Origin of the sequence: Streptomyces sp. NPDC056373 (genome assembly GCF_042262425.1) — a bacterium.
Classification (GTDB): Bacteria; Actinomycetota; Actinomycetes; order Streptomycetales; family Streptomycetaceae; genus Streptomyces.
The window spans coordinates 315,586-340,994 of the sequence record NZ_JBHJPX010000012.1 but is presented as its reverse complement, the minus strand read 5'-3'; the positions used below and the strand labels follow the sequence as shown (position 1 = coordinate 340,994).

General features: G+C 69.2%; 20 protein-coding genes and 2 tRNA genes. 10 read left to right on the top strand and 12 right to left on the bottom strand.

What is annotated here, in order from left to right:
- Positions 1 to 118: 118 nt before the first annotated feature.
- From ACFCXS_RS26745 to ACFCXS_RS26720, 6 genes are all read right to left on the bottom strand, one after another.
- Entirely contained in the window at positions 119 to 2,320 is a 2,202-nt protein-coding gene (locus ACFCXS_RS26745) for a glycosyltransferase family 39 protein (RefSeq protein ID WP_376645857.1), read from the bottom strand.
- Positions 2,317 to 3,765 carry a glycosyltransferase gene (locus ACFCXS_RS26740; RefSeq protein ID WP_376645856.1) on the bottom strand — a complete coding sequence of 483 codons (1,449 nt, stop codon included), beginning with the start codon at positions 3,763 to 3,765 and terminating at the stop codon, positions 2,317 to 2,319. Before ACFCXS_RS26740 ends, ACFCXS_RS26745 begins: the two co-directional genes overlap by 4 nt.
- Before the next feature lie 14 nt (positions 3,766 to 3,779).
- Complete coding sequence (locus ACFCXS_RS26735) at positions 3,780 to 5,417, bottom strand: sensor histidine kinase (protein ID WP_376645855.1); 1,638 nt, start codon at positions 5,415 to 5,417, stop codon at positions 3,780 to 3,782.
- Positions 5,414 to 6,154, bottom strand: a complete 741-nt coding sequence (locus ACFCXS_RS26730; protein WP_248503322.1) for a response regulator transcription factor — start codon at positions 6,152 to 6,154, stop codon at positions 5,414 to 5,416. The genes ACFCXS_RS26735 and ACFCXS_RS26730 overlap by 4 nt, the downstream gene beginning before the upstream one ends.
- A gap of 279 nt (positions 6,155 to 6,433) precedes the next feature.
- Entirely contained in the window at positions 6,434 to 7,306 is an 873-nt protein-coding gene (locus tag ACFCXS_RS26725; RefSeq protein ID WP_376645854.1) for a DUF2797 domain-containing protein, read from the bottom strand.
- 191 nt (positions 7,307 to 7,497) lie between these two features.
- Entirely contained in the window at positions 7,498 to 7,902 is a 405-nt protein-coding gene (locus tag ACFCXS_RS26720) for an HGxxPAAW family protein (RefSeq protein ID WP_376645853.1), read from the bottom strand.
- A gap of 95 nt (positions 7,903 to 7,997) precedes the next feature.
- Between ACFCXS_RS26720 and ACFCXS_RS26715 the strand changes: the two genes are divergently transcribed.
- Entirely contained in the window at positions 7,998 to 8,474 is a 477-nt protein-coding gene (locus ACFCXS_RS26715) for a MarR family winged helix-turn-helix transcriptional regulator (protein ID WP_376645852.1), read from the top strand.
- A 41-nt stretch (positions 8,475 to 8,515) separates the two neighbouring features.
- Here ACFCXS_RS26715 and ACFCXS_RS26710 read toward each other — a convergent pair whose 3' ends face one another.
- Entirely contained in the window at positions 8,516 to 8,782 is a 267-nt protein-coding gene (locus tag ACFCXS_RS26710; RefSeq protein WP_376645851.1) for a hypothetical protein, read from the bottom strand.
- 227 nt (positions 8,783 to 9,009) lie between these two features.
- Here ACFCXS_RS26710 and ACFCXS_RS26705 point away from each other — a divergent pair, with 227 nt between their 5' ends.
- Together ACFCXS_RS26705 and ACFCXS_RS26700 are read left to right on the top strand one after the other, a co-directional pair.
- Positions 9,010 to 9,354 carry an SH3 domain-containing protein gene (locus ACFCXS_RS26705; protein WP_376645850.1) on the top strand — a complete coding sequence of 115 codons (345 nt, stop codon included), beginning with the start codon at positions 9,010 to 9,012 and terminating at the stop codon, positions 9,352 to 9,354.
- Between the two features lie 662 nt (positions 9,355 to 10,016).
- Positions 10,017 to 12,692: a hypothetical protein gene (locus ACFCXS_RS26700; protein WP_376645849.1), complete on the top strand. Its 2,676-nt coding sequence runs from the start codon at positions 10,017 to 10,019 to the stop codon at positions 12,690 to 12,692.
- Positions 12,693 to 12,740: 48 nt separating this feature from the next.
- On the opposite strand, the gene ACFCXS_RS26695 is transcribed toward ACFCXS_RS26700, so the two are convergent.
- Positions 12,741 to 13,226, bottom strand: coding sequence for a hypothetical protein (locus tag ACFCXS_RS26695; RefSeq protein ID WP_376645848.1), 486 nt, complete (start codon positions 13,224 to 13,226; stop codon positions 12,741 to 12,743).
- A 258-nt stretch (positions 13,227 to 13,484) separates the two neighbouring features.
- Here ACFCXS_RS26695 and ACFCXS_RS26690 point away from each other — a divergent pair, with 258 nt between their 5' ends.
- Complete coding sequence (locus tag ACFCXS_RS26690) at positions 13,485 to 14,018, top strand: NUDIX hydrolase (RefSeq protein WP_376645847.1); 534 nt, start codon at positions 13,485 to 13,487, stop codon at positions 14,016 to 14,018.
- Here ACFCXS_RS26690 and ACFCXS_RS26685 read toward each other — a convergent pair.
- Positions 13,996 to 15,336, bottom strand: coding sequence for a hypothetical protein (locus ACFCXS_RS26685; RefSeq protein WP_376645846.1), 1,341 nt, complete (start codon positions 15,334 to 15,336; stop codon positions 13,996 to 13,998). The genes ACFCXS_RS26690 and ACFCXS_RS26685 overlap by 23 nt on opposite strands.
- A 124-nt stretch (positions 15,337 to 15,460) precedes the next feature.
- On the opposite strand from ACFCXS_RS26685, the gene ACFCXS_RS26680 reads away from it, so the two are divergent.
- The 3 genes from ACFCXS_RS26680 (at position 15,461) to ACFCXS_RS26670 (ending at position 17,247) form a co-directional block, all read left to right on the top strand.
- Positions 15,461 to 15,691, top strand: coding sequence for a hypothetical protein (locus ACFCXS_RS26680; RefSeq protein WP_376645845.1), 231 nt, complete (start codon positions 15,461 to 15,463; stop codon positions 15,689 to 15,691).
- A gap of 205 nt (positions 15,692 to 15,896) precedes the next feature.
- The gene (locus tag ACFCXS_RS26675; RefSeq protein WP_376645844.1) at positions 15,897 to 16,340 is read left to right on the top strand and encodes a glycine-rich domain-containing protein; all 444 of its coding nucleotides are present in this window, start codon (positions 15,897 to 15,899) and stop codon (positions 16,338 to 16,340) included.
- 70 nt (positions 16,341 to 16,410) lie between these two features.
- The gene (locus ACFCXS_RS26670) at positions 16,411 to 17,247 is read left to right on the top strand and encodes a protein kinase (protein ID WP_376645843.1); all 837 of its coding nucleotides are present in this window, start codon (positions 16,411 to 16,413) and stop codon (positions 17,245 to 17,247) included.
- 7 nt (positions 17,248 to 17,254) lie between these two features.
- Here the strand turns inward: ACFCXS_RS26670 and ACFCXS_RS26665 are convergent, their stop codons facing one another.
- Positions 17,255 to 17,521, bottom strand: coding sequence for a GntR family transcriptional regulator (locus ACFCXS_RS26665; protein ID WP_376645842.1), 267 nt, complete (start codon positions 17,519 to 17,521; stop codon positions 17,255 to 17,257).
- A 462-nt stretch (positions 17,522 to 17,983) separates the two neighbouring features.
- Here ACFCXS_RS26665 and ACFCXS_RS26660 point away from each other — a divergent pair, with 462 nt between their 5' ends.
- Positions 17,984 to 18,268 carry a hypothetical protein gene (locus tag ACFCXS_RS26660; RefSeq protein WP_376645841.1) on the top strand — a complete coding sequence of 95 codons (285 nt, stop codon included), beginning with the start codon at positions 17,984 to 17,986 and terminating at the stop codon, positions 18,266 to 18,268.
- A 223-nt stretch (positions 18,269 to 18,491) separates the two neighbouring features.
- Here the strand turns inward: ACFCXS_RS26660 and ACFCXS_RS26655 are convergent.
- Together ACFCXS_RS26655 and ACFCXS_RS26650 are read right to left on the bottom strand one after the other, a co-directional pair.
- A tRNA-Arg gene (locus tag ACFCXS_RS26655) sits at positions 18,492 to 18,564 on the bottom strand.
- A 196-nt stretch (positions 18,565 to 18,760) separates the two neighbouring features.
- A tRNA-Ser gene (locus ACFCXS_RS26650) sits at positions 18,761 to 18,851 on the bottom strand.
- Between the two features lie 183 nt (positions 18,852 to 19,034).
- Between ACFCXS_RS26650 and ACFCXS_RS26645 the strand changes: the two genes are divergently transcribed.
- On the top strand, positions 19,035 to 19,553 hold the full coding sequence (locus ACFCXS_RS26645; RefSeq protein ID WP_376645840.1) for an SSI family serine proteinase inhibitor: 519 nt from the start codon (positions 19,035 to 19,037) through the stop codon (positions 19,551 to 19,553).
- A 558-nt stretch (positions 19,554 to 20,111) separates the two neighbouring features.
- The gene (locus ACFCXS_RS26640) at positions 20,112 to 25,187 is read left to right on the top strand and encodes a PAS domain-containing protein (protein ID WP_376645839.1); all 5,076 of its coding nucleotides are present in this window, start codon (positions 20,112 to 20,114) and stop codon (positions 25,185 to 25,187) included.
- Positions 25,188 to 25,409: the final 222 nt, after the last annotated feature.

Here is a 25,409-nt window from a genome sequence, read left to right as displayed (position 1 = left end):
GAGGTTGTCAGGCTTTACCCCTTATAACTGTTCATATCCGGCGTACAAGGGAGTTTCGGTGCGGACGGCGATGGGCGGGGGCTTTCGGCCCCCGCCCTTCGATCCCGTCGGGGACGTGTCAGCTGCTCGCCTTCTGCGTGAGGTCGTAGAAGGTGCTCGAACCGGCCGTGACCTTCTTGAAGTTGGCCTCGACCCAGGTGGTGATCCGGGAGGACGCGCCCTCGCCGCTGCCGCCCGGGCCGCCGCCCATGCCGCCCGAGGCGATGAACCAGTGGATCTTTCCGTCCGCCACGTACTGCTTGAACTGGGCCAGGGTCGGGGACGGGTCGGTGCCGTTGAAGCCGCCGACGGCCATCACCGGGTCGCCGGTGGAGAGCTGGTAACTCGCCGCGTTCTGGGCGCCGATGGCCGCCGCGGCCCAGGTGTACCGTTCGGCGTCGGTCTCCAGCAGCTTCTTGGCCTCGGAGCCGACGCTGGCGCCGTTGAGCAGACCGCCGACACCGCCCCCGCCGCCCATGCCGCCCGTACCGCCCATACGGCCGCCGTCGCCGTTCTGCCGGTTCTGGCCCTGCTGGTTCTGCTGGTTCTGGCCCTGCTGGTTCTGGCCGCCGCCCGGGAACCCGCCGCCGGGGAAGCCGTTGCCCTGCCGGCCCTGAGCGTTGCCGTTGCCGTTCTGCTGGTTCTGCTGATTCTGGCCCTGCTGGTTCTGGCCGCCACCCGGGAAGCCACCGCCGGGGAAGCCGCCGCCACCGCCCGGGCCGCCGCGACCGCCCGCGACCGCCGGACCCGCCGTGACGATCGAGCCGGTGTGCCCCTCGTTCACGGTGGTGAGGGTGTACGCCGCCGGACCGGCCAGCGCCGCGACGAGGCCCAGCCCGGCCGCCCCCAGGGCCAGTCGGCGCCCGAGCCGGCCGGCGAAGATCAGGCCGAGGGCCGCCGTCAGACCGCCGACGAGGACGAGCCACTTGAGCCAGGGCAGGTAGTCGGAGGAGCGGTTGAGCAGGACGTATCCCCACGCCGCGGTCGCCGTCATCGCGGCGGCCAGGGTCAGGGAAGCCCACGCCTTGTCGCGCTTCTCCCAGAGCAGTGCCGTGCCCATCCCGACCAGCGGGGCGATGTAGGGGGCGAGGGCCACCGTGTAGTACTCGTGGAAGATGCCCTGCATGTAGCTGAAGACCAGCATGGTGGTGAGCAGCGCGCCGCCCCAGACGAGGAACGAACCGCGGGTCGCCGACGTGCGCTTGGCCTTACGGGTGGCCACCAGCCCCGCCACGAGCAGGATCAGCGCGGCCGGGATCAGCCAGGAGACCTGGCCGCCGATGGAAGAGCCGAACAGCCGGTCCCAGCCGGTCTCACCCCAGTTGCCACCACCGTTGCCGCCGCCACCGCCGCCTCCGACACTGCCGGTCTCGTCGCCGCTGAGGCGGCCCAGGCCGTTGTAGCCGAAGGTCAGTTCCAGGAAGCTGTTGTTCTGCGAACCGCCGATGTACGGGCGGGAGGACGCGGGCCAGAGTTCGACGATCGCGACCCACCAGCCACCGGAGACGACGATCGCGACCAGGGCCGCGGCGAGCTGCCCGATCCGCTTCCGCACCGTCACCGGGGCGCAGACGCCGTACACGAGGGCGAGCGGCGGCAGGATCAGGAAGGCCTGGAGCGTCTTGGCGAGGAAGGCGAAGCCGATCGCGGCACCGGCCCACAGCAGCCACTTGGTGCGGCCGTCCTCCAGGGCGCGGATGACGAACCAGCAGGCCGCCGCCATCAGCAGCGCCAGCATCGCGTCGGGGTTGTTGAAGCGGAACATCAGCGCCGCGACGGGGGTGAGCGCGAGCACGACGCCCGCGATCAGACCGGCCGCGGGGCTGAACCGGCGGCGCACGGCCGCGTACACGACGGCCACCGTGCCGACGCCCATGAGGACTTCGGGCGCGAGGATCGCCCAGGAGCTGAGCCCGAAGAGCCGCACGGACAGGGCCATGGGCCACAGCGCGGCCGGGGGTTTGTCGACGGTGATGGCGTTCGCCGCGTCGAGCGAGCCGAAGAAGAACGCCTTCCAGGACTGGCTGCCGGCCTGCACGGCCGCGGAGTAGAAGGAGTTGGCGTAGCCGGAGGCGCTCAAGCCGTACAGGTAGAGCACGGCCGTCGCCAGCAGCAGGGCGAGGAAGGCCGGACGGGCCCAGCGGGGGTCCTCGGGGCGGCCGCGCCACAGCCGCTGCGGAAGGGGCCGGGCCGGGGCACCGGCATGCGGCGCAGGTGCCGGGGTCCGGGGCCCGGGGTTCGTGTCTCTGCCGGTGATCTGCTGGTCGAGGTGGACGGTCATCGCGAGTTCCTCGCATCGGTGTCGTGCGGGCGCACCGGCAGCAGTTGCACGGTGGTGTCCCGCCAGGGCTCCGCGGCTTCACCGGCGCGGAAAGGGGCGGTGCCGTACGGGGCGGCGCGCGACGGGTCGTACGGCGTGACCCGCGGCGGGTCGTACGGGACGGCACACTTCGCCGCGTGCGGGGCGACCTGCGGCGGTTCGTCCTCGCGAGGGTCGGGGAACACCCATGCCCGGAAGAGCAGGAAGCGCAGCACGGTCGCCGCGAGGTTGGCCGCGATGAGAACGGCCAGTTCGGTGGAGTGCGCGGGCTCGGAGGTCGCCGCGTTCAGCGCGGCGAGCGAGCCGCTGGTCAGGGCGAGTCCGATCCCGAAGACGACCAGGCCCTGCGCCTGGTGCCGTACGGCCCCGCCGCGCCCGCGCACCCCGAAGGTGAGCCGCCGGTTGGCCGCGGTGTTGGCGACCGCCGAGACCAGCAGGGCGAGGGCGTTGGCGATCTGGGAGCCGGTGACGGCCCGGAAGCCGCTGTAGAGCAGCAGGTAGAAGAGGGTGGACAGGGCGCCGACCACGCAGAACCCGACGAGCTGGCGGGCGAGTCCCTTGGGCACCTCCTCGAGGTCGCGGTCGCGCGGATCGTCGCCGAACGGCCGGGCGATCCGGTCCAGCGGCAGCGAGCCGGTGGCCAGGGCCCTGCCGACCCGCCACACGCCCTTGAGGTCGTCGGTCGCGGTCCGGACGATGTGCACGGTCGAGTCGGGGTCGTCGACCCAGTCGACCGGCACCTCGTGGATCCTGAGGCCCGCCCGCTCGGCGAGCACCAGCATCTCGGTGTCGAAGAACCAGCCGGTGTCCTCGACGAGGGGCAGCAGCACCTGTGCCACGTCCCGGCGGATCGCCTTGAAGCCGCACTGGGCGTCCGAGAACCGCGCCTGGAGCGAGCCGCGCAGGATGAGGTTGTAGGCCCGGCTGATGAACTCCCGCTTGGGGCCGCGCACCACCCGCGAACTGCGGGCCAGCCGGGAGCCGATCGCGAGGTCCGAGTGGCCGGATATCAGCGGCGCCACCAGCGGCAGCAGGGCGTTGAGGTCGGTGGACAGGTCCACGTCCATGTAGGCGAGGACCGGGGCGTCCGAGGCCGACCAGACGGCCCGCAGGGCCCGGCCGCGCCCCTTCTGCTCCAGCCGGAAGGTGGTGACCTCGGGGATCTCCGCCGCCAGCGTCCGGGCCACCTGCGGGGTGGTGTCCGTGGAGGCGTTGTCCGCGATCGTGATGCGGAACGCGTACGGGAACGTCCTCTCGAGGTGCTCGTGCAGTCTGCGGACGCACGGCTGGAGGTCCTTCTCCTCGTTGTAGACGGGGATCACTACGTCCAGGACAGGCGTACCGGCTGGTGCGGCCGGGAGGTGCTCCCGCGCCGGCAGGGTGCCGGGAGAAGAGTCGGTTCGCATGGAACCGACTTTCGTCAGGCGCCCTGTCGTGCCGGTGTGGTGACGCTGTGGCGTGCCTGTGAGTGCTGTTGCCGGCTCATGTCCGGCTGCGGCTGGGCCGGGAGCGCGGGCAGGTGCAGCGTGAAGACGGTCCGCCCGGGCACGCTGTCGACGGTCACGGCACCGCCGTGCGCACTCGCCACGGCCTGCACGATGGCCAGGCCCAGGCCGGTCGAGCCGTGGGTGCGGGAGCGCGCGGAGTCGCCGCGCGCGAACCGTTCGAAGACGTGCGGCAGCAACTCGGCCGGGATGCCCTGCCCGTCGTCCTCGACGTCCACGCACAGCCAGGGTCCGCGCCGCTGGACGCGGGCGGTGACGGTCGTACCGGGTGGCGTGTGGCTGCGCGCGTTGCCGAGCAGGTTGACGAGGACCTGTTGCAGCCGGGCCGCGTCCGCCGACACGAGCGCGGGCTCGTCGGGCAGGTCGAGGCGCCAGTTGTGGTCCTGGCCGGCGGCACGGGCGTCGCTGATGGTGTCCACGACGAGCGGGACGAGGTCGGTCTGCTCGAACTGCAGGGGGCGGCCGGCGTCGAGCCGGGCGAGCAGCAGCAGGTCCTCGACGAGCAGCGTCATGCGCCCGGCCTCGGACTCGATCCGCCCGAGCGCGTGCCGGGTGTCCGGCCCGACGTCCTCGCGCCCGCGTCGGGTCAGTTCGGCGTATCCGCGGATGGAGGCGAGGGGAGTGCGCAGCTCGTGACTGGCGTCGGCGACGAACTGCCGGACCCGCGTCTCGCTCTGCTGCCGTGCGTGCAGGGCGCCGTGGACGTGGTCGAGCATCCGGTTGAGCGCGGCGCCGACCCGGCCGACCTCGGTGTGCGGGTCGGTCTCGGAGTCGGGCACACGCTCGCTGAGGTTCACCTCGCCGGTGTGCAGGGGGAGTTCGGAGACCCGGGTGGCGGTGGCGGCGACCCGGCGCAGGGGGCGGGTGGCCACGCCGACGATGACCGTGCCGGCGATGCCGGCGGCGACGAGGCCGGCAGCGGTGACGCTGATCTCGACCAGGACGAGAGTGTTGAGGGTGTCGGTGACCTCGGTGGTGGGCAGCGCGACGTAGTAGGCGCCGTTGGCCCCCTCGCGGTACTCCGCGCGGTACTCGCCCAGCCCGGAGATGGTGACCGTGTGCGTCTTGCCGTCCTTGGCGACGGCGTTCAGCTCGGCCGTCTGCGTCTTGCTCAGGGTGTACGGGGCGGCCTGCGTGACGTCGTTGTCGTCCTTGGTGGGCTTGCTGACCATGCCCTCGGTGATCGCGCCGCCGCGGACCTTCGCGGCGATGGTGCCGATCATCTGCTGCGGCCCCTGCGTGACGAACTTCGAGAGGTCGGGCACCTTGGGCACACCCTTGTCCGGCTGCCCCGAGGGCTCGGGCCTGGGCTGCGCACCGCCGGGCAGCTCCGGGCCGGCGCCCGCGGCGCGACCCACCACCCCGCTGAGCGCGCTGTCCAGCTGCTCGTACAGGCGGGAGTGCATCGCGATCGTCGTCACCGTTCCGATGACGGCACACACGACGGCGATCAGCGCCAGGGCGGAGAACACGAGCCGCGTCCGCAACGTGCGCGGCCGGCGCAGCCGCCCCAGTCTCTCCCCCTGGACCCGCAGCCGCCGTCGTCCGCTCACGACGCGGCGGGCTTGATCAGGTAACCGGCACCGCGCCGCGTGTGGATCATCGGCTCGCGCCCGGCGTCGATCTTCCGCCGCAGATAGGAGATGTACAGCTCGACGACGTTGGCCTGGCCGCCGAAGTCGTACGACCACACGCGGTCCAGGATCTGCGCCTTGCTGAGCACCCGGCGCGGGTTGCGCATCAGGAACCGCAGCAGCTCGAACTCGGTGGCGGTGAGATGGATGTTGTCCCCGGCCCGGGTCACCTCGTGGCTGTCCTCGTCGAGGGTGAGGTCGCCGACGACCAGCGTGGAGTCCGAGCGCCGGTCGGCGGCACCGGAGCGGCGTATCAGCCCGCGCAGCCGCGCGACGACCTCCTCCAGGCTGAACGGCTTGGTGACGTAGTCGTCGCCGCCGGCCGTCAGGCCGGCGATCCGGTCCTCGACGGCGTCCTTGGCGGTCAGGAACAGCACGGGCACGTCCGGCAGTTCGCGGCGCAGCCGCCCGAGGACGGCCAGCCCGTCCATGTCGGGCAGCATCATGTCGAGGACGACGGCGTCGGGCCGGAAGTCACGGGCGGTCTGGATCGCGCCCGTGCCGTCACCGGCGCTCCTGATCTGCCACCCCTCGTAGCGCAGGGCCATGGACAGCAGCTCGGTGATCGACAGCTCGTCGTCCACCACAAGCACGCGGACGGGGCTCCCGTCCGGCCTGAGCAGTTCGGTGCGCCCCTGGGGCGAGGTCGTGGTCATGTGAACACGATGTCGAGGGCCTCTGAGAACACGCTTTCGCCAACCTGTGATTTCTCTGAGAAACGCACAGGTGCTTCTCAGGGGGCGCCTGGGAGACCCGGCGGGAGCGGAACGGGCCGGGCGGGTCAGTGGCTGGTGCCCTACGGGCCGCGCTGGTCAGTGCCGCCCGGGAGACCCGGGCCGTGCAGAACGGGCCGGGCTGGTCAGTGCCGTCCGGGAGACCCGGCCCGTCCGGAACCGGGTCGGGTGGTCAGTGGATGCCCGCAGAGCCCGGCCCGTTCAGAACAAGCCGTCCTGCACGCCCGCGGCCTCCGTGAACGGCCTGATCGGGACGGTCACTTCACTCCCCGTCGCGGGCACCAGCCCCCACCCGGTCATCAACCGCGTGTCGAGCACCACGACCCCGGCGCCGGTGGCCAGATGCAGATCGGGCCCGGCGGCCGCGACCAGCTCCCCGCCGACCACGCCCCCGGCGACGAGCTCGCGCACGTCCCCGACGGCGACGGGCACCCCGGCGAGCCCGAACACGTCCACGTGGTCGACGACCCGCAGCGGCTCCCGTACGAGCGACTCCGGCCACGCGGGGAGCGCGACCGCCCGCTCGTACAGCTCGGCGACCTCACGGGCCCGGTCGGCGGCAGCCTCCGGCAGCGCGGCCCGCACGGCCCGCTTCTCGGCGTACGGAATCCGGTCGGGTACCCGCAGGGCGGCCCTGAGCAGCTCCTCCGTACGCCGTGCGGCCATGAGCGGACCGACGCCGAGCCAGCTGAAACAGACGGCACCCTGTTCGAGCAGCCGCGCGCTCCCCCGCTCCCGGGCCGTGATCCCGACCTTGACCATGCCGGGGCCGAACCACGCCAGGTACACGCGGTACGGCCGTGGATCGTCGGCGATGGTGTCCGCCGCCACCGAGTGCGCCCGGTCCAGCCGCGCACACTCCTCGCACCGCGCCCCCGTGCTCCGCCCCGACACGACCGCACCCAGCGGGCACGCATGCCCCCGAGCCCCCACGCAGCTGCGCACACCCCCTTCCGCGACCCCGAAGGACACACGTTTCCCCCAGGTCAGCGCACTGCGCCGCCCGCCGCCCCACAGCAGCACGGGCGCATCCGCCGACCAACGCAGCCCCGAGCACTTCCATGCCTGTGCCATCCCTGCCGAGAGTAGGGGGCACCACTGACATTGGGCGCCGGCGGCGGGGGGCCGATGGGCCGACTCGCCAGGCTGCTCCGTAGGGGCGAACTGATGACCGGCGGCCGGGGCAGATGCAGGGCCGGTCGGTGAGAGCCCGCCGATGGGTCGACCGGTGAGCAGACGGCTCTACCGCACCGGGCCGAACGGCTCTACCGCACCGAGTCGGTCCCCACCGAGGCGACGGTCTCCGGCTCGCCCGTGCGCTGCACCGGCATGACCGGCTCCACCGAACCCGCACCCGCACCCGCCGCACGCCGCCCGCGCCCGGCCAGCCGGCACCCCAGGCACTCCTCGTGCCCGCCCGGCGCCGCCGAGTCCCGCACGCGCCAGCCCCACTCGGCCCGGGGCCGTGTGCCCGGCCCCTTCCCCCAACCGGAGAGGTGAAGGGCCCAGGTGACGAGCAGGCCCACGACCCCGATCGCCAGTCCGCCCGCGATCAGCACGCCGGAGACGGTGCAGACCCCCAGCCCCGCCACACCGGCCCCGACCGAGCCGATGCCGCATCCGACCCACCCCGCGACCGTGTGCCCGTGGTCATACTGATGTGCACTCACGTGCCACTCCCTCGCACCGAGGGTCCGACCCACCGAACCCCTCACTTGCTAAGACTTTTACAACCCAAACATCTCACGAACTAAGGGATCTGGGAATGCACGCCAAGCCTCGTCCGGCCGCGACACCGGAGCAGGCGCTGTCGGCGATGGACCAGCTCATCGCGACTCACCTTGTCGGACAGCACGAGATCGCCCAGCAAGTTGGCCTGAGTGTGACCGACCTCACCTGCTTCGCCTATGTCATCGAGGCCGGCGAGAACCTGCCCACGGCCGGCGACCTGGCGGCCCGCGTCCATGTCACCACCGGCGCGGTCACCGGCATCCTCAACCGCCTGGAGCGCGCCGGCTACATCACCCGCCGCCCCGACCCCACGGACCGCCGCCGCATCCGCGTCGCGGCCCGGCCCGACGCGGTCGCCCGGGTCCGGGAGGTCTACGAGCCGTACTACGCCCGCCTCCAGCACCTCTTCGCGGAGTACACGCCGGACGAGATCGCGGTCCTGCACGACTGGTTCACCCGCGCGAGCACGCTCGCGGCGACCTACCTGGAAGAACACTGCCGCCCGAACTGACCCGGACCCCGGCCCTGGGGACGCCTACGGGACCCGCTGCCCTACTTCGGCTGCCGGGAGTGCCGGCTGGACCGTCGGCGCACGGTGAAGACGCACGCGAGCATGCCGAGCCCCCAGGCGATCAGGAGGGCTCCCCACAGCGGCATGGTCACGATCGGCACGAGCAGTCGGATCTCGACGTCCGAGCGGTTCTCGAAGATGAAGATCAGAGCGACCGCGCTGATCAGAACGAACGGCAGGAAGCGGCGGACGCCGGGGCGGGAGAAGAACGGTGTGCGCGCCTTGTGGTCCGAGCTGGTCCGAGTCATGGAGTACCCCTCCATCACGTTGCCCCCGAGTCAAGCGTCCCCTTCTGGACAGCGGCGCGCCACCGACGCCCGCCGTCTTTGAAGGTTGCACAAAATCGCGAAGTCCGGGCGTCGCCATTGCAAAAGCACCAACTATGCTGACTGAGTTGCGAGTTCGCCGGAACGAGCGACAACGAGCGGCGCGTCCATACGGGGGTGCGCCTGTCACTGCACAGGAGAAGGCAAGCATGCGGCAAGGTTTGCTCCGCAACGCGATCGCGACGACTGCCGCGGCGGTCGCACTGTTCGGCGGGACGGCGATCATCGCCCCAAGCGCCGGCGCGGTCACCAACCCGAAGTGCAATCTCGATGAACCGGACCAGACGTACTACAAGATCAAAACGAACAACGTGAACCTGCGCAAGGGCCCCGCAACGAGTTACGGCTCCCTGGGGCAGCTGACCAAGGGGACCAAGTTCACGTACTACTGCACCAAGACGTACCCGACTCCGGTCTGGTGGTACGGCAAGGTGACGTCCGGGGCCCACAAGGGCGTCACGGGATGGGTCCGCAGCGACTACGTCACCTACTGACGACCGACGCGGCGACCAGCTCTCAGCCATGCGGATTCCGCAAGGCAGAGGGCTGGACCGATGCGGGCCTCTCCAGCGCCCGAGTCAAGACAAAAGCTAGAGGCCCTGTGGATCTCTCCACGGGGCCTCTAACGTGCTGTGCACTCGGCAGGATTCGAACCTGCAACCTTCTGATCCGTAGGATCGGGCAGGGTCTTGTGCCCGATGCCGACAGCTTCTGATGCCGAACGCCCAGGTCAGCCGTCGCATGCGAGCGTGTGCCGTCGTTGCCGTCAGCGCTGCCGTCACGTTGATGGTCTAGGCACCAACGCCACGTGTCCACCTGGGTCCCAGCAGAGTCGCCCCCACCGGCCTCACGTAACCGATAGCTGCCACTCGGCGGCTCGCTCCGCTCCCCGCGCGCGGCCCGGCCCCCGGCCGGGCTTGCCCTCCTGTCTCCGCACGGTCCGGTCTCGCATCGAGCAAGACCAGGGGGGCCGCTCGTGCACAACCTGCCCGAGTTGCCATCAGCGTACGGCTCCCTGCTTGGCCCTATACAGGGAAGGCCATCGGCCAAACCCGTTCCGCCGACCTCGTCACTGAAACTCCCGATCCCGCCCCCATGCGCCAGCGTCAAAGGTATCCTTCTGCGCTAAGTCAGCACCGCAAGGGGGGCGCCGGTCATGAATTACCAGGAGACGAACCTGTGGAAGAATATACAAGGGGCCTCCGGCAGTAAGGCTTCCGCTCATCTACAACACCAATTCGAGATCAGCCGCAATTACGCCAAGATCCTGGCCGCAGAAATCGCGGCAGACACACCCGAGTACACGTCGCACGACATCACACACGTGGATGCCCTCTGGGAATGCGCGGAAACTATTTGCGGGAAGGAGTACGAGCTAACTCCTACCGAAACGTATGTCCTTGGACTTTCCTTCCTAATCCATGATCTTGCTATGGGATCAGCGGCCACTCCAGGCGGCTTCGCGTCACTTGCTCAAGGAGTAGCATGGTCCGACATCTTGACAGCTGAATTACATGCACATCTTGGCCGCTACCCAAACGCACGAGAAATTGAATCACCACCGGCCGAAATCGCGACTAAAGCCAAGGTGAATCTACTCAGGGAAACGCACGCCGAGTGCGCGAGCAGGATACCGTTCACCGAGTATCGCGACAAACAAAGGGGGGAGGGTTATTTTCTCATACCTGATCCCGACCTGCGAAATACGTACGGTAACCTTGCAGGCCGAATCGCCGCAAGTCACTGGTGGGATGTAAAGAGGCTCCGCACCGAATTCGGGACCGTGATCGGCGCGGCGGGTGATATGCCCGAAGAGTGGCGTGTTGATCCGCTTGTGCTTGCCTGCATCCTTAGGACTGCGGATGCCAGCCATTTGGATTCACGACGAGCTCCGGGATTCCTTAGAGCGATTCGTCAGCCAACTGGCTCATCGCGCGATCATTGGGTATTCCAAGAGAAACTGCAGCGCCCTCAGCGCGTGGACGATCGACTGGTGTTCACCAGCGCTAGCCCCTTTGATAAGAGCGACGCCGAGGCATGGTGGCTCAGCTATGAGACATTGCTTAACGTCAATCAGGAACTATCGGCAGTTGACTCCCTCCTAGGCGATCTCGGGCGCAAGAGGTTCGCTGCTCGTGCCGTCAGCGGAATACATGATGTCGACAGCTTGTCCCAGCTCATTCCTACAAGCGGCTGGTACCCAATTGACGCCAAGATTCGTGTAACCGATGTCGTCAAGTTGGTAAAGAACTTGGGCGGGCAGGAACTCTACGGTAGAGATCTCTCTGTCCCGCTTCGGGAAATGATCAGCAATGCCACTGATGCGGTACGCGCGAAAACCTGCCTGTTACGGGCCCACGGCGTCCCTGAGTGGGAAATCAACGGCGACGTTACAGTGGCCATCCTTGAGGATGATCATGGTCTCTGGCTGAGCGTTAACGATTCCGGGATCGGAATGTCTCGGTCTGTCATGGCGGGCGCACTCTTGAATTTCGGGAATTCCTATTGGGATTCATCCGAAGCTAGGCGCGAACTGCCGGGACTTCTTTCTTCCGGGTTTCGGCCAACCGGGCAGTATGGCATTGGCTTCTTCTCGATCTTCATGCTTGGCGAAAACGTAAAGGTATTATCACGCCGCTACAACGAAGGTGTGGAGGATACCTTAGTACTGGAGTTCAGTAGTGGCCTAAGCTTGCGCCCTATTCTGAGGAAAGCAGAGTCCTGCGAACGGCGCTTTTCTTCAGGCACAGAGGTTCGCGTCCAAATATCAGAGTCCGTCAGAGACCGTCTACTGCGTCTTACCGGATATCGACGCATCACACTGACTCCCACTCTTAGTCAATTCTGTGCATGGCTTTGCCCGGCGCTAGATGTAGATTTGTACACCCTTGAAAACGGGAAGAGGAATCGAGTTGTCGAGGCGAATGACTGGTTGACCCTGTCTGACAGCGATCTTTTGCGGCGCCTTTACCTTGACGTAGACGAGCGACATTTCGAAGCAATGACTGCACGCATGAGCCCCAAGACCGAAACGGTTGTACATGATGGAGTTCCAATTGCGCGTATTGCTCTGTCCCTCGGGGCTGTTATCGATGCGGACGAAGATCATGGCGACATGACGCCGAGCACTTCATCAAGGAGGTTCGGAGCGCCCATCGTGGTTGGAGGGATGCGCAGTGCAGCTAGTTTTCAAGGAGCCGCCGGCATCGTGGTAGGTGCTGCAGCCCGTGCTGCACGCGATTCAGCAATTCCTGTTGCTCCACCTTCCGCATTTTCTGAGTGGATAGGCAGGCAGTATCAAGCGATGTGCACAGGTAGTGACGCGCCCATGGACTCCGAGCTTCTGGAGATGACGTGCCAGTTACTCGCTGACACACAGGAACTTGCCCTATGCGAAGGATCTACAGGCAGCCTGACTTACCGAGATCTTGTCGCTTACTGTCAGGACCTAGAAGAAGTCCTGGTTTTGCAAGATGCCGTATGGAGCCTTTTTCGCTGGGAGAACTCACAAGCCACCATGGATCACAATTGCCTGGCCGTCTCCCTTGGACGGAGTGAAGTGGTGAGCGGAGGCCTCTCCTTCAATGCGGCGGCTTTCCTTTGGGGCACCTCTGAATCTCCACATGAGTGGCTTGGAGAGCATACTGTGATTGGACGAGTCGCAATGGCGATTGCCGAGGCCTGGGGCGTACCGGTGAGCCATATTCGAGATAAGTGGGAACAGAGAGGTGACGTCGACCAAATTCGCCCCGTTGGGATCAATAATGGTCGGCCAGTGCGCTTGCGCGTATCCTATTCGGTACGACGGGAGGAGGTTGAGGGTGGAATCTAACGCGACAGCAACGGGGGCTTTTCACTGGTTTAAGAGGATGTCAGGAATTCACTTTATCGCCGGCAATACAAGATAGCCTGCGAGTACCCACATGGCTGCGATTGAAGCGAAAATGAATAAGGAAATGTAGGTTTCATACCACCGCAGAAGGTTACCTACCTTTGGGCGCTCACGAAGCCCGGGACCAGCAACCTCGTCTAGAATATCGCATTCTTCGTTGCGGTAGTCCAACCACGAGAGGGCTCCCGCTATAATCAGCACTATGGTAAATGCTGCAACTACGGTAGCGAGAGCAAGGAATCCAATAACTCCACCCCGCACCGTAGTTGGCTCTAATCCCCATCTGCGGTACCCGACAAAAAGCGCAAGTGCGGCGCCAACAAGGGTAGTGGCCAGTGTTTGATAGATAGCCAAGAATCGGTGCGCGTTCTCATTAAGAGCGTGAATTTGCTGAAGGATATATCGATATCGCTCCAGGGCGAATTCGTTCCGCACGGTATTCGGCTCCTGCGTCGAGTCCGCTGGCGTCTCCATGCCCCCCCACCTCATCTGACTTGTCATCAGCATAGCCACCACCTGGCCGGTTTACTCTTCCCAGTGGCCAATGAGCTTCTCCAGCTGAGACCCGGTGAATCCCCGTCGTCGTTCGTGCGTCGCTGCCCGCCGCTCAGGCCTAGTCGGGGGCAGGGCTCTCAACCGCATATCTCGTCAAAGTGACGCGAAACAAGGGAACATGCCCCCCATCTCAGATCCGTCTGAGATCCTGGAGACCGATCGAGAGGGGCCGCAGGTATGGAGTGGAAGACCCACGGTGAGCGACAGGTCTACACCAACAAGTGGGTGAATCTGTGTCTGGTCGACGTCCAGCAGCCTGATGGACGCAGGTGGGAGTACCACGTCGTCCGCCTCCGGCACCTGGCCGTTGCCGCTGTGGTCAACGACCGCAAAGAGGTCCTGATGATGTGGCGACACCGCTTCATCACGGACTCGTGGGCCTGGGAACTGCCCATGGGCCTGGTCGAGGACGGCGAGACGCCGGAAGAAGCGGCTGCCCGCGAGGTCTTGGAAGAGACCGGTTGGCGTCCCGGCCCCATCAAGCCTCTGATCTACGCCGAGCCGGCGAACGGGATCACTGACTCGCAGCACCACGTCTTCCGCGTTGACGGCGCCACGTACTCCGGTCCTCCCACGGAGAAGAATGAGTCCGATCGCATCGAATGGATCCCCCTCTCGGAGGTGCGCGGGATGATAGACCGCCGCGAGATCGTGAGCAGCGGCTCACTCGTGGGTCTGCTCTACCTGCTCATGGATGAAGCGATCCGCTAACTGGCGGGAGGAGTTCCCGTAGCCGTGCCTCGAAGGCAAGGGCTACGGGCTCCTGCCTGTGTGGGGCCAATTGCTCGTAGAACTCCCTGAGATGCCCAGACACTCGCTCTGAAGCCACCGCCGACGCGGGCTCAAGGGCTTGCGTGGCGGTCTGGCACGCCTGGTCAAGCTTGCCCTGCTCCAGCTGCGTACGGGCCAGCCAGAACGAGTGGAACGCGCGGCCCCGCTGGTTGGTGTGGTGTTCCCGCCGCAGGGCATCGGCGATCAAGGGCTCGGCGGTTGCCGCTTCGCCCAGACGGCCATGGGCGATGCCCGTGTCCACGATGAGCTTCGGCTCGTCGAAGTAGGTCACCCATGAGGGGTCCGGATCGCTCGCCCCGATCTGCTCGAATTGGCTGTGCGCTTCTCCGATCGCCCGATGCGTGTCATCACGGTTGCCGAGGGTGGCGTGGGCGAATGCTTCCCGCATGGCCAGCATCGACATAACGCGCGGCGTGCTGCCGAGTGCTGACCGAGCCTGATCCTGGGCTGCGGTCACGAGTGCCAAGGAGTCCGCGGGCTTGTCCTGGTAGGTCGCCTGCAAGCTCATGCAGGCGAGGACGTTGGCCATGAACTGCCGGTCGTCGATCTCCTTCGCCAGTTGCAGGGCCTCGGTGAAGTACGCGCGTGCCTGGCTGTACTGGCGGGCGTCGAAGTAGGTCCAGCCTGTGAGGCGTGCCAGCTCGGCCGCGATTCCGTAAAGGCCGTTCTGGATGGACGGCGGTCGGCTCTCCTTCAAGAGCCCGACGACATGACGGAGCTGCCCGACAATGGCGGGCCGCAGTGCCTCGCCGCCGTGCTGGTCGTCTCGTCGCCAATAGTCCTCGATAGAAGAGCGAAAGGCCTCAAGGGTGGCCTTGTTCAGACTGGTTCGCGTAGCCAAGGCCAAGATGCCGTCCACGTCGGGCCCTGGCAGAGACGCGAGGGCCTGCTGCTCCTGCTCCGGCATCTGGGGCGCCTCGCGCTCGTCGACCACGAGGGCCTGGGGCGTCTCCCACGCTCGGCGGGCAAGCCCGAGCATGTCCCCTGGGATGCGCAAACCGTCTGAGATTCGCTCGATGACATCCATGTGCAGCAAGTGCCGTCGGCCTGCGATGACTTCGCCGACACGGCTCGGCGTCAGGTCACAACGCCGGGCGATCATCGACGGGTAGATCCCCGCCCTGACCTTCACCAGCCGGAAGACTCTGGCGAAGTCCCGGACCCGACACGCATCGACCATCTCAGGATCGGTGAGCAGCCTGGCCGGCAGTTCCTGCGGCCGGTCCGGGTCGAGCATCGGCAAGCTCCCAAACTGCGAGGGCTACGCAGCGTCGCTGGTTCTCTACTTCCGGCGATGTTACCCAAGTTGGGTAATCAGCCTGACCTTTTGGCAGCGGCCCTCAGATCGCGATGCTCCTTGCATGGCGAGCAACCAGCAGACCAGACCAGGCATCGGTGAACTGGCGAAGGACACCGCCAAGGGACGTATCGGCATCGTCATGGGTGAACTCGGTGGCCGAGTGCAGATACGGCCCATCGGCGGCGGCCGGGAGTGGGATGCCATGCCGGACAAGGTGGTGCAGCCGAGCGCTCGGGAGGAACTGAGCGCCCGCCTGGCAATCAAGAACGGCAACAGCAGGGACGGCCTGTAATGCGCGCCATCGGCCGATACGCGGGAGTCCTCTTCATCGTCGTGATCAGCGGGTCATGCGGCCTGGTGATCGGCATGGCTCTCGCTGTCGGCCAGTAGACCGGCCGCCCCGGGCGGGTGCTCATTCCCGGTTCCCCCCACCCCTGTCCGGGGCGGCCTTCCACACCCGTAAGTGCCACGCTCCACTATCCAGAAGGAGTACTCGCATGACGGCAACGGCGAACGACCAGAGGACCGGCCGCGCGGTGGCTGGCGAGGAACTGTTCCAGAGCCTCGCCCACTTCGTGGTCGTCCACAACGGGCAGTCACCCGAGCATGCCGAGCGCATCGCGGACCAGGCGGTCGCCTTCGTGGTCACCGCAGCCACCGCGATCGTCCCCATGGTTCCGTCGGATGACGTGGACCTGGGTCTCCACGCGCTCATCCTGCACACGAAGGAGTACGCCGGCCTGTGCGAGCGGTACGCGGGCCGCTACCTGCACCACAACCCCAAGCCCGGTGGCGGGGCCCGCGACCCGAAGCAGGTCGCCGCTTCGGCACGCGCCATGAAGACGGCGGGCTTCATGGTCTTCGATGACCTGTGGACCGTGGACGGCACGAACCTTGCCCAGTGCGACTCCGACTGCGGCCGCCCGTACGGCCAGGCGTAACACAAGACACCAGCGGCGCGGCCGGCCTCGACTCGTGGTCGGCCGCGTTCGCCCGGAAGGAGAAGAGACGTTGTCCGGCTCACCCTCTGAACTGCCGATCGTGGTCCTCGACGCCCTGATGCCCACGTCTCAGCGCCTGGTCCTGAACCGCCGGGGCTCCATGGTCTGGGAGGTGCAGAGCCATCGAGGCCACTACGCCGTCAAGGTCGGCTATCCGATCGAGGCTACGGCCGACTGGCCCGCCCAGCCCTGGACCGCCCTCGCGCCCGCCCGCGAGGGTGCCGTGCTGCATCGCCTCGGATGGGACAACTTCGCGTACGGAGAATGGGAGCGCGGGACGTGGAACTTCCAGCCGTGGCATGAAGGGCCGGACCTGCACCAGCTGTGGGAGCCCTGCCGTAGGCAAGCCCCGTCCATCGCACCGGACCCCCGTGTGGCGCTGGGTTGTGTCGAGGCGCTGGCCGAACTGCACGCCAAGGGCTGGGCCCACGGCGACGTACAGCCCGCCCACTTCATCGTCGGGTCGGAGCGGACACACCTCATCGACCTGGCTCTAGCCCGAGGCGGGCACGTCCCAGAGGGCTACGACTTCCCGTTCCGCGGCTGCCTCGTCCACTACGAGGCACCGGAGATCGCGCGCAGCGTGCTCGCCACGGGGGAAGCCGAGCCCACGCCGGAAGCCGACATCTACGCCCTCGGCGCCTCGCTGCTCATCTCGGCCACCGGCTGGCGGGCTGTCGAGTACCCGGACGACGCTCCACGCCCCGTCCAGAGACAGGCCGTAGCCAACGGCAGCCGCCGCGCCGTTAAGGCGCCTGGTGAGTTGGGCGAGTTGATCGAGGCGATGCTCAGCCGCACTCCGGAAGACCGGCCGACCATCTACGAGGTGGGTAAGGCCCTGAGCTGAGTCCTGGCTATGTGTCCCCTTCTACAGCAGCATTCTGAGGCCGCTCGGCAACGAACGACCCCAGACCGGGTTCGGTGTACGTCAGCCCCTCTTCGCGCAACGCGCGGAGCACCTTGTGCGCTGTCGCGTTGGCGACACCGAACTCCGAAGTCAACTGCACGACAGAGGGGACACGAGTACGCGGTGGATAGGTGCCGTCCGCGATGCGACGGCGAACCACTTCGGCCACCTGCCGCCATCGAGGAATGTCAGGAACGAACTCGATCACCCCCATAGCATGCGCATGCTTGGACATCCGTGCGATACATGGAGTACCTAGTATCCCTAGCATGCCCTAGAACGCTTCAGCTACGGTTACTCACGTGAAAGCCCCGGCGACGGTTGGAGCCGCCCCGGGGCACGGCCACCAGCTGATCGGAGCTGATGACATGAGGGACCTTATCCGCCGCCTCGCGGCCTGGCTGTACGTCCTGGTGAGGGACCCAGGCACAACATCAAACCACCAGCCGTCGCCGCCCGCTTTGCCCGTGGGCCAGAGCCGGCACCTCGTCTCACTCCTACCTCCACACCGCAGCCCCTACAGCCAGGACGACCTCCCTCTCGACGTCACAGCATCCCCGTCCGTACGCCCGTATCTGATCGCTCATGAGCAAGATCAGCGTCAGCCTGGAGGAGCCGGGTTCAGGCTGAAGCACTCCACTCCTGGTCGGCGCGATCACGTGTCGGCGGTCGCCTGATGTCGGATGAGCACCGCCTGCTTCCTCGGTCCGCCACCGATGGCAAGCGCAGCTACCTGATCACCGACCACCACGGCGGACCGGTCTCCCGAGCCGCCGATGCCACAGAGTCAATCCAACTTCACATGGGCGACCAGCTCGTCCAACACGCCCTCGTACTGCTCCCCGACACGCAGCCCGGTGATCTTCGCTACCTCGCCGAGCGCCTGACCGAGGCCCTACAGGACGTTTTGCGCATCGCCGAGAGCAGAGGTCGGCGTTTGAGCCAGCCGGACAACACCTGAAACCTCTGAGGCCCCGGACCTCTCCGGGGCCTCAGAAGCACAGCACAATCGCCACAACACCTGGGCGCACACGGTTGGGAGGAGCGGTGGGCCACGAGACCGAAGAAGAGATCCTGTAGTCAGGGGTCTTCATCACGTCATCGGCACGGCCTATGTAGGTGTTGATGTCACCTGGTGATGTCAAAGGCCCCGCCGGACGAACCGGCGGGGCCTTTGATCTGTGTGCACTCGGCAGGATTCGAACCTGCAACCTTCTGATCCGTAGTCAGATGCTCTATCCGTTAAGCTACGAGTGCTTGTTCTGTTTTTTCGCCGCTCTCGGGCCTTCCGGCTCGCTCGCGGCGACAGGAAGAACATTACATGACTGCCGCCGCCATGTGAAATCCGTTAGCCGCACCCCTTGTGAGCTGCGAAAACGGCACTTCAGGCCGCAGCTACGAGGTCAACGACAGCGAAGCCCCGGTCGAGTGACCGGGGCTTCGTGATCGAGTGCGGAGGCGGAGGGATTTGAACCCTCGATGGGCTTTAAGACCCAAACCGCATTAGCAGTGCGGCGCCATAGACCGGACTAGGCGACGCCTCCAGCATCACTCCCGCGCGAGCGCGAGCGGTGCGTGCCGATGATGACACAGTCGAGCGTGCTGTCACCAATCGACCCCCACGGTACTAGGCGGGAAGGGCACGGGGCAAAGACCTTGTCAGGCCGGTGCGGGGCCGCCCGGGCGTCCGCGCGCAACATCCGGGGCCGCGTCGCGTTAGGCAGGGCATGTTGCGTGCCACCCCCCGGGCCACCGCCCGCCCCGTCCTGCGGCGCCTCCTCGTCGGTGCCGCCGCCTCCGTCGCCGCCGCCGGGTCGCTGACCGCGGCGCCCCCGGTCGCGTATGCCCAGGCCCACGGGACCGGCCTGCTGTCCCCGGCCAGGCCCGGCGCCGGCCCGGACCGGGATCACCTCACCGTCACCGTGCGGAACGCCGGCGGCGGGGCCGACGGAACGTTCGAGCTGTACTGCAACCCCGACGGCGGCAGCCACCCCGACCCGGGCGGCGCCTGTGCCGCCCTGGAGCGGGACACGCGATGGGGGCAGGACGTCTTCGCGGCCCCGTCGGAGGGCGGCTTCTGCACCATGCAGTACGGCGGCCCTGCCACCGCACGCGTCACCGGCACCTGGGCCGGGCGGCCCGTCGACGCCACGTACGACCGCCGCGACGGCTGCCAGATCTCCCGCTGGGACCGGCTCGTGCCACTGCTGCCGGCCATGGGAGGCAACCGGGGCGCCAGGGCCTGAGCCGCCCGCCCGTCGCTCCGCTCACCCGTCCTGTTCGACGTAGGCCCGATCGTCCTGTTCGCCCATCCCGTCCGACGTACCCCGATCGGCGAGTTCGCCCATCCCGTCCGTACGCCCGTCTCCCCCTCACCCACCCCGTCCGTACGCCCACCCTCTCCGTCCGCGGCGGCTGGGCGTGGGCTGGGGGGAGTGGGCCCGTCGGGGCGGGAGGTCGTCGACGGGGCGAATTGCCGAGCGACGTCCCGCGGCGTCCAGCACCCCCGCCGCGCACCCCATTTGCGCCACTCTCCGCCCCCATCCCGCCAGCCCGGCCAAAAGGTACAGAAAAGCCGTCCTCGTAAAGGTCTCGCGAAGGTCCCGCGACGTCGTCGCAGGAGGGCGGGCGTTTGAGGGTTACCCGGTCGTCAGTTCGGGGTCACTTCCTCGTGCGACCTCCCTCTCATCCGGCGTCGCGAGCGCAACCGCAACCCTTAGACTCCCTCGCGTGACACGCTGCGGGACGGTTGGCAAGATGGCCCGAGCGGTCGGCAAGGTGCGGTAACAGGGAGGAAGCGTCTCGTGAGCAGCAGGCCATCCCGAGGCGCTGCTCGCCTCGCAGCCATACTGGACGCGCTCCCCGACGCGTTGGTCCTGGTCAACGCCAACGGCACGGTCGTCAACGCCAACACCATCGCCCTGGAGGCCTTCGAGACCCCGGGCACCGCCCTGGTGGGGCGCGGGCTGCTCGATCTGCTGCCGCAGTTCGACTCCAAGCTCATCCCCGGCTCCATGCGCCGGCCGGAACACCTCGATCCGCATGCCCGGACCAAGCCCACCCGGATGATCGCGCGCAGGACCGACGGCACCGAGTTCCCCGTCGAGGTCACCAGTGCGAATCTCGAGAACGGGCAGCAGGCCTACGACGGTTACGGCTACACCGGCGACGAGCTGCTCATGCTCGTCGTACGCGACCTGTCCGGGACCGTCGACACCGAGGCCGAGCTCGCCCGGTCCCAGCGGCAGACCGAGATGATCCTGCGGGCCGCGTCCGAAGGCGTCGTCGGCACCGACACCGACGGGCGGATCGTGCTCGTCAACCCGGCCGCCGCCCAGATACTGGGATTCCGGGCCAGCGACCTCGGCGGACGCGAACTGCACGACCTCGTCCTGCACTCGCGCGCCGACGGCTCGCCCTTCCCCTACGAGGACTCGCCACTCGCCGACACCCTGCGCTCCGGGCGCAAGCACCGGGTGCGCGGGCAGGTGCTGTACGCCAAGGACGGCGGCAAGGTGCCGGTCGACCTGACGACCGCGCCCGTACGCGACGGCGACCAGCTCGTCGGCGCCGTGATGACCTTCACCGACCGGCGCCCCTACGACGCCGTCGTCGACGAGAAGGAAGCGGCGGCGAAGCGTCACGCCGAGGAACTGGAGCGGATCGCCGAGGAGCACGCCTCCGAGCTCACCGCGCTGCGCCAGCAGCACGTCACCGAGCTGGAGGAGCTGACCGAGCGCCACGCCGAGGAACTCGCCGCCAACGAGGACCGCTACGCGGCGCTCGGGGAGCGGGAGAACGACCGGTTCGAGGCGCTCGCCGCCCGGCACGAGCAGTTGCTGACCCTGCTCGGCCGGTCGCTGCGCGGGCCCCTGGAGGAGCTGCGCCGCGAGCTGGCCGCACTCGCCGCCGACGACGCCGGGCAGCTGTGGCCCGAGGCCAACCAGGTGCTGCACCACCTGTCGGCCGGCTACGCGCGCATCACGACCCTGATCGACAACGTCCTCGGCTACCAGCGGCTCGACGCGGGCAGCGAGAGCGTCGCCCGTACGAAGGTGATGCTGGACGCCGTCGTCGCCGCCGGGGTCGACGGTGCCGTCGAGCTCATCGGGCCCGGGCGGGTGCAGTTCGCCGTGCACGCGCCGCCCATCGAGGCCGAGGTCGATCCCCGGCTGCTCGCGACCGCCCTCGCGCATCTCGTCGCGGACGTGGCGGGAGTCGACGCGACCGGCAACACGCCCGTGTCGGCGGGCGGCTACCTGGACAACACCGTCGTGGTGGCGGCGGCGCAGCGCGGCGAGGTCGTACGCATCGAGGTACGTGGGCCCTACGCCGGTGGCGACACCGTGCACGAGCCCATCGTGCGCGGGATCGTCCGGGCCCACGGTGGTGTGCTGCAGACGCATGACGTGCCGGGGATGAGCGGGAGCGCCTACGTCCTCGAGGTGCCGATCGGGGGCGGGGCGGGAGCTGTTGCCGCCCAGCCGGTGGACGAGTCCGCCGCGCTCGCCCTCGTCGGCCCCACTGCCGTCGGCCCCGCTGCCGTCGACGCCACCGCAGTCGACCCCGCTGAGCAGAACTCCGGTGGGGGGCGGCGCCGGGCGCGGCGGGCCACCACCGACGCCTTCCTGGACGGAGACGTTCCGGGTGGCGACAGCGAGGGGACCGGCACTCCCGGCGACGAGGGGGCCGGTGGTCCCGGAGCCGACGGGGCCGTGCCCACCGGGCGGCGCAGGCGGCGGGCCGCCGGGGAGCCGGCCGCTCTTCCGGCGGCGCAGGCATCCGGTGACGACGCCGCGGCGGGCGGCCCGTCCGGCGGCACCGGGCGTCGGCGGCGCGCGGCCGAGGAAGCCGCCGCCGACGGCGTCGGCAGTGCCGTCCAGGGCATCGCCGAGGGGGCCGTGGTGACGGCCGCCGAGCACGCGGCCGGGACCGCCGCCTCGAACACGGGCCTGGGCGGAACCGTGCCGCCGCAGGGTGTGCCCGCGCCGTCCGGACGACGGGCCCGGGCGGAGCACGGTGAGCAGGCGGCACTGCCGCCCGCCCTGCCCGCGGCGCAGTCCGGTGACGAGGCCGGCGGTTCCGCCGATGAGGCTCAGGGGCAGGACCGGCAGCCGACCGGGCGCCGACGGCGTGCGTTGGCCGCGGCCAACGAGCGGGCGGCCGCCGCGCAGGAGGCGGCCGGGCCGCGTCCGGTGTTCGCGCTGCCGCCGGCCGGGTCCGATCAGACGCCGCCCCCGGCCCAGCAGGAGGCCCCGGCCCAGGCCGGCCAGGGGCAGCAGGTCAGTGGCGGCCCGGTCGGAACGCCGGGTGCCGCACCAGGTGGCGTGCCGGGTGGCGCCCCGCATGCGGCGCCGGGTGCCGTGCCCGCCCAGGGGCAGGGCCCGGGGCAGGTATCGGCTCCGGGACAGGTGCCGGTCCAGGGTCAGATGCCGGCTCAAGGGCAGCCGCAGCAAGTCGTGGCGGGGCCCGGGGCGGCCGGTGCCGGTGACGGGGTGGCCGATGAGGGGCGGCACGACGCCGTTCCGCACGACCAGTCCGCCGATCACACTCCGCCGCAGCCTCATCCGACCAGTGCGCCGACCGGCCGCCGGCGCCGTGCCGTCGCGGTGCCGCAGCAGGCCGAGGAGGCCGGAGCACCGGTGCCAGGGGCTGCCGGCCAGGCGGGTCCTGCACTGGGAGGTTCCGCACCGGCGGGTTCCGTACCGGCGGGTTCCGTACCGGCGGGTGCCGCGCCCGCGGGCCCCACGGCGGCAGGCCCCGCCGCTGCAGGGGCTGTGCCTCCCGGTTCCATGCCTGCCGCTTCCGGACCGGCAGGGCCCGTGCCCGCCGGAGCCGCGCAGGGTGGTCCCGCGCAGCAGGACACGACCGGGCAGGTCCCGCCGGGACAGGCCGCGCCCGGCCAGGCCGCGCCCGGCCAGGGCGCGCCCGTGCAGGGCGGTGTCGCCGCAGCACCCGTCGCGCCGGGTACGGCCGTGCCGCCGCAGGCCGGGCCGGTTCCCGCGCAGGGCAACGCCGTTCATCCCCAGTCACCCGCCGTGCCCCCGCAGGGCAACGCCGTTCATCCGCAGGGCAACGCCGTACCTGCGCAGGCGCACGCCGTGCCGCCGCAGGGCGTGTCCGTACCCGCTCAGGGTGGGCTCGGGCAGAGTGTGCAGGCGGCCCTCCCGGGGCAGGTCCTGCAACCCTCGGTCCCGGCCCAGCCCCTGCCGCAGCAGGGCATCGCCGCACCGGGCCCCGCCGGCCTGCCGCTCCCTGCGGAAGCCGCCGCGGGCCAGGGCGTCCCGCCCCGGGGCGCGCCCGCTCAGGCGTCCACATCTCAGGGAGTTCCGGCCCAGGGGGCACCAGCGCAGGGAGCACCGGCCCAGGGAGCTCCGGCACCGGGCACCGACGCCCACGGCACCCCGCCGCAGGGTGGCACCCCGGCCGCTCAGCCCTGGCCCACCGCCGACGACACGTCGGGGGCCGGGGTCGCGCACCCGGGGCCCGCGAACGGCACGCCGCCCCGGGCCGCGCAGCAGCACACGCCCGCGCCGGGCACGCCGCTGCCGCCTCAGAACGCGCCGCGGGCGGCTCAGCCGTTGCCCGCGGAGGCCGCGCCACCCGTCGATCCGAACTCCACGCAGGGGCGTGCGATCAGCGTGCGGACGCTCGGCCAGGGTGTGCCGTTCACCCGGCAGGCGGCCCAGGTCCAGCAGCCGTCGGCGGCCGCCGTCCCGCAGTCCGGCGCGCTGCAGTCGGCGACGCCTCCCCCGCACCAGCCGGGCGGATCGGGCCGGCGCCGCAAGCTCGGCACGCCGCCCGACCCGGCGGCGCGTACGGACCAGGCGGCCCGCCCGGAGCAGGGGCAGCCGCGTCCCGCGGGCCAGGGACCCCGTCCCGAGCAGGCAGCGCGGCCGCATCCGGCCTCCGAGCACACGCCGCCGCCGGTCGCCGCGCAGGTCCCCGCCCCGGCCACCGCTCCCGCCCCGGCCCAGCCGTCCCTCGCCGGTCAGTCGCGCCTCGTGCAGATGACCGAGGGCGGCGGACGGTCGTACGCCATAGGCGCACCGGACGAGAATGCCGCCGAGGGCCCCGAGCCGCTGGACGGGCCCGGCGGGGCCGTCGAGGTGGCCGATCCGCCGCGGCCGCAGCCGATGGACGACGAACTGCCGCCCGAGCCGCTGGACAACCCGCGGCGGCTGCTGGTGTGGCCCGCGCCGGATGTCAGCACCCAGCAGGCGCTGAGCGACCGCGGCTACCGGCCGGTGATCGTGAACTCGCGCGAGGAGGTCGACGCGCAGATCGCGGCGTTCCCGGCCGCGCTGTTCGTCGACCCGCTGACCGGGCCGATCACGCGTACGGCGCTGCAGTCGCTGCGGCAGGCCGCCGTGGCCGCCGAGGTGCCCGTGCTGGTCACGGCCGGGCTCGGACAGGCCTCGCGGGACGCGGCGTACGGTGCCGATCCGGCCGTGCTGCTGAAGGCGCTGGCGCCGCGCGACACCGAGCAGCACCCGCCGCGGGTCCTGCTGATCGAGGAGCACGCGGAGATCGCGCTGGCGCTGACGGCGACCCTGGAGCGGCGCGGGATGCAGGTCGCGCGGGCCGCGAGCGACGCGGACGCGGTGACGCTGGCGGGACAGTTCCGGCCGAACCTGGTCGTGATGGATCTGCTGCAGGTGCATCGGCGGCAGGGGGGCTCCGCCGGGATCGTCGACTGGCTGCGGGCGAACGGGCAGCTCAACCGCACCCCGCTCGTCGTCTACACGGCCGCCGTCGACCAGGCCGACCTGCCGCGGCTGGCCTCCGGGGAGACGGTGCTGTTCCTCGCGGAGCGGTCCACCAGCTCCGACGTGCAGTCCCGGATCGTCGAGCTGCTCAGCCGGATCGGCACGAACTGACCCGTCCCGGCCGAGCTGCTCAACCGAACCGGCACCAACCGACCCGTCCCGGCCGAGCTGCTCAACCGAACCGGCACCAACCGACCCGTCCGGTGCCGGCCTCAGCGGCGGCAGCGGGCACGCCGTGGACCGCCGCCCGGCCGCCGCCCCCGGCGGGGCCCAGGGGGTGTCCGGTCCGGGCACACCCTGACGCGGGGCCGACGGGCAGCGCCTTCTCTGCGC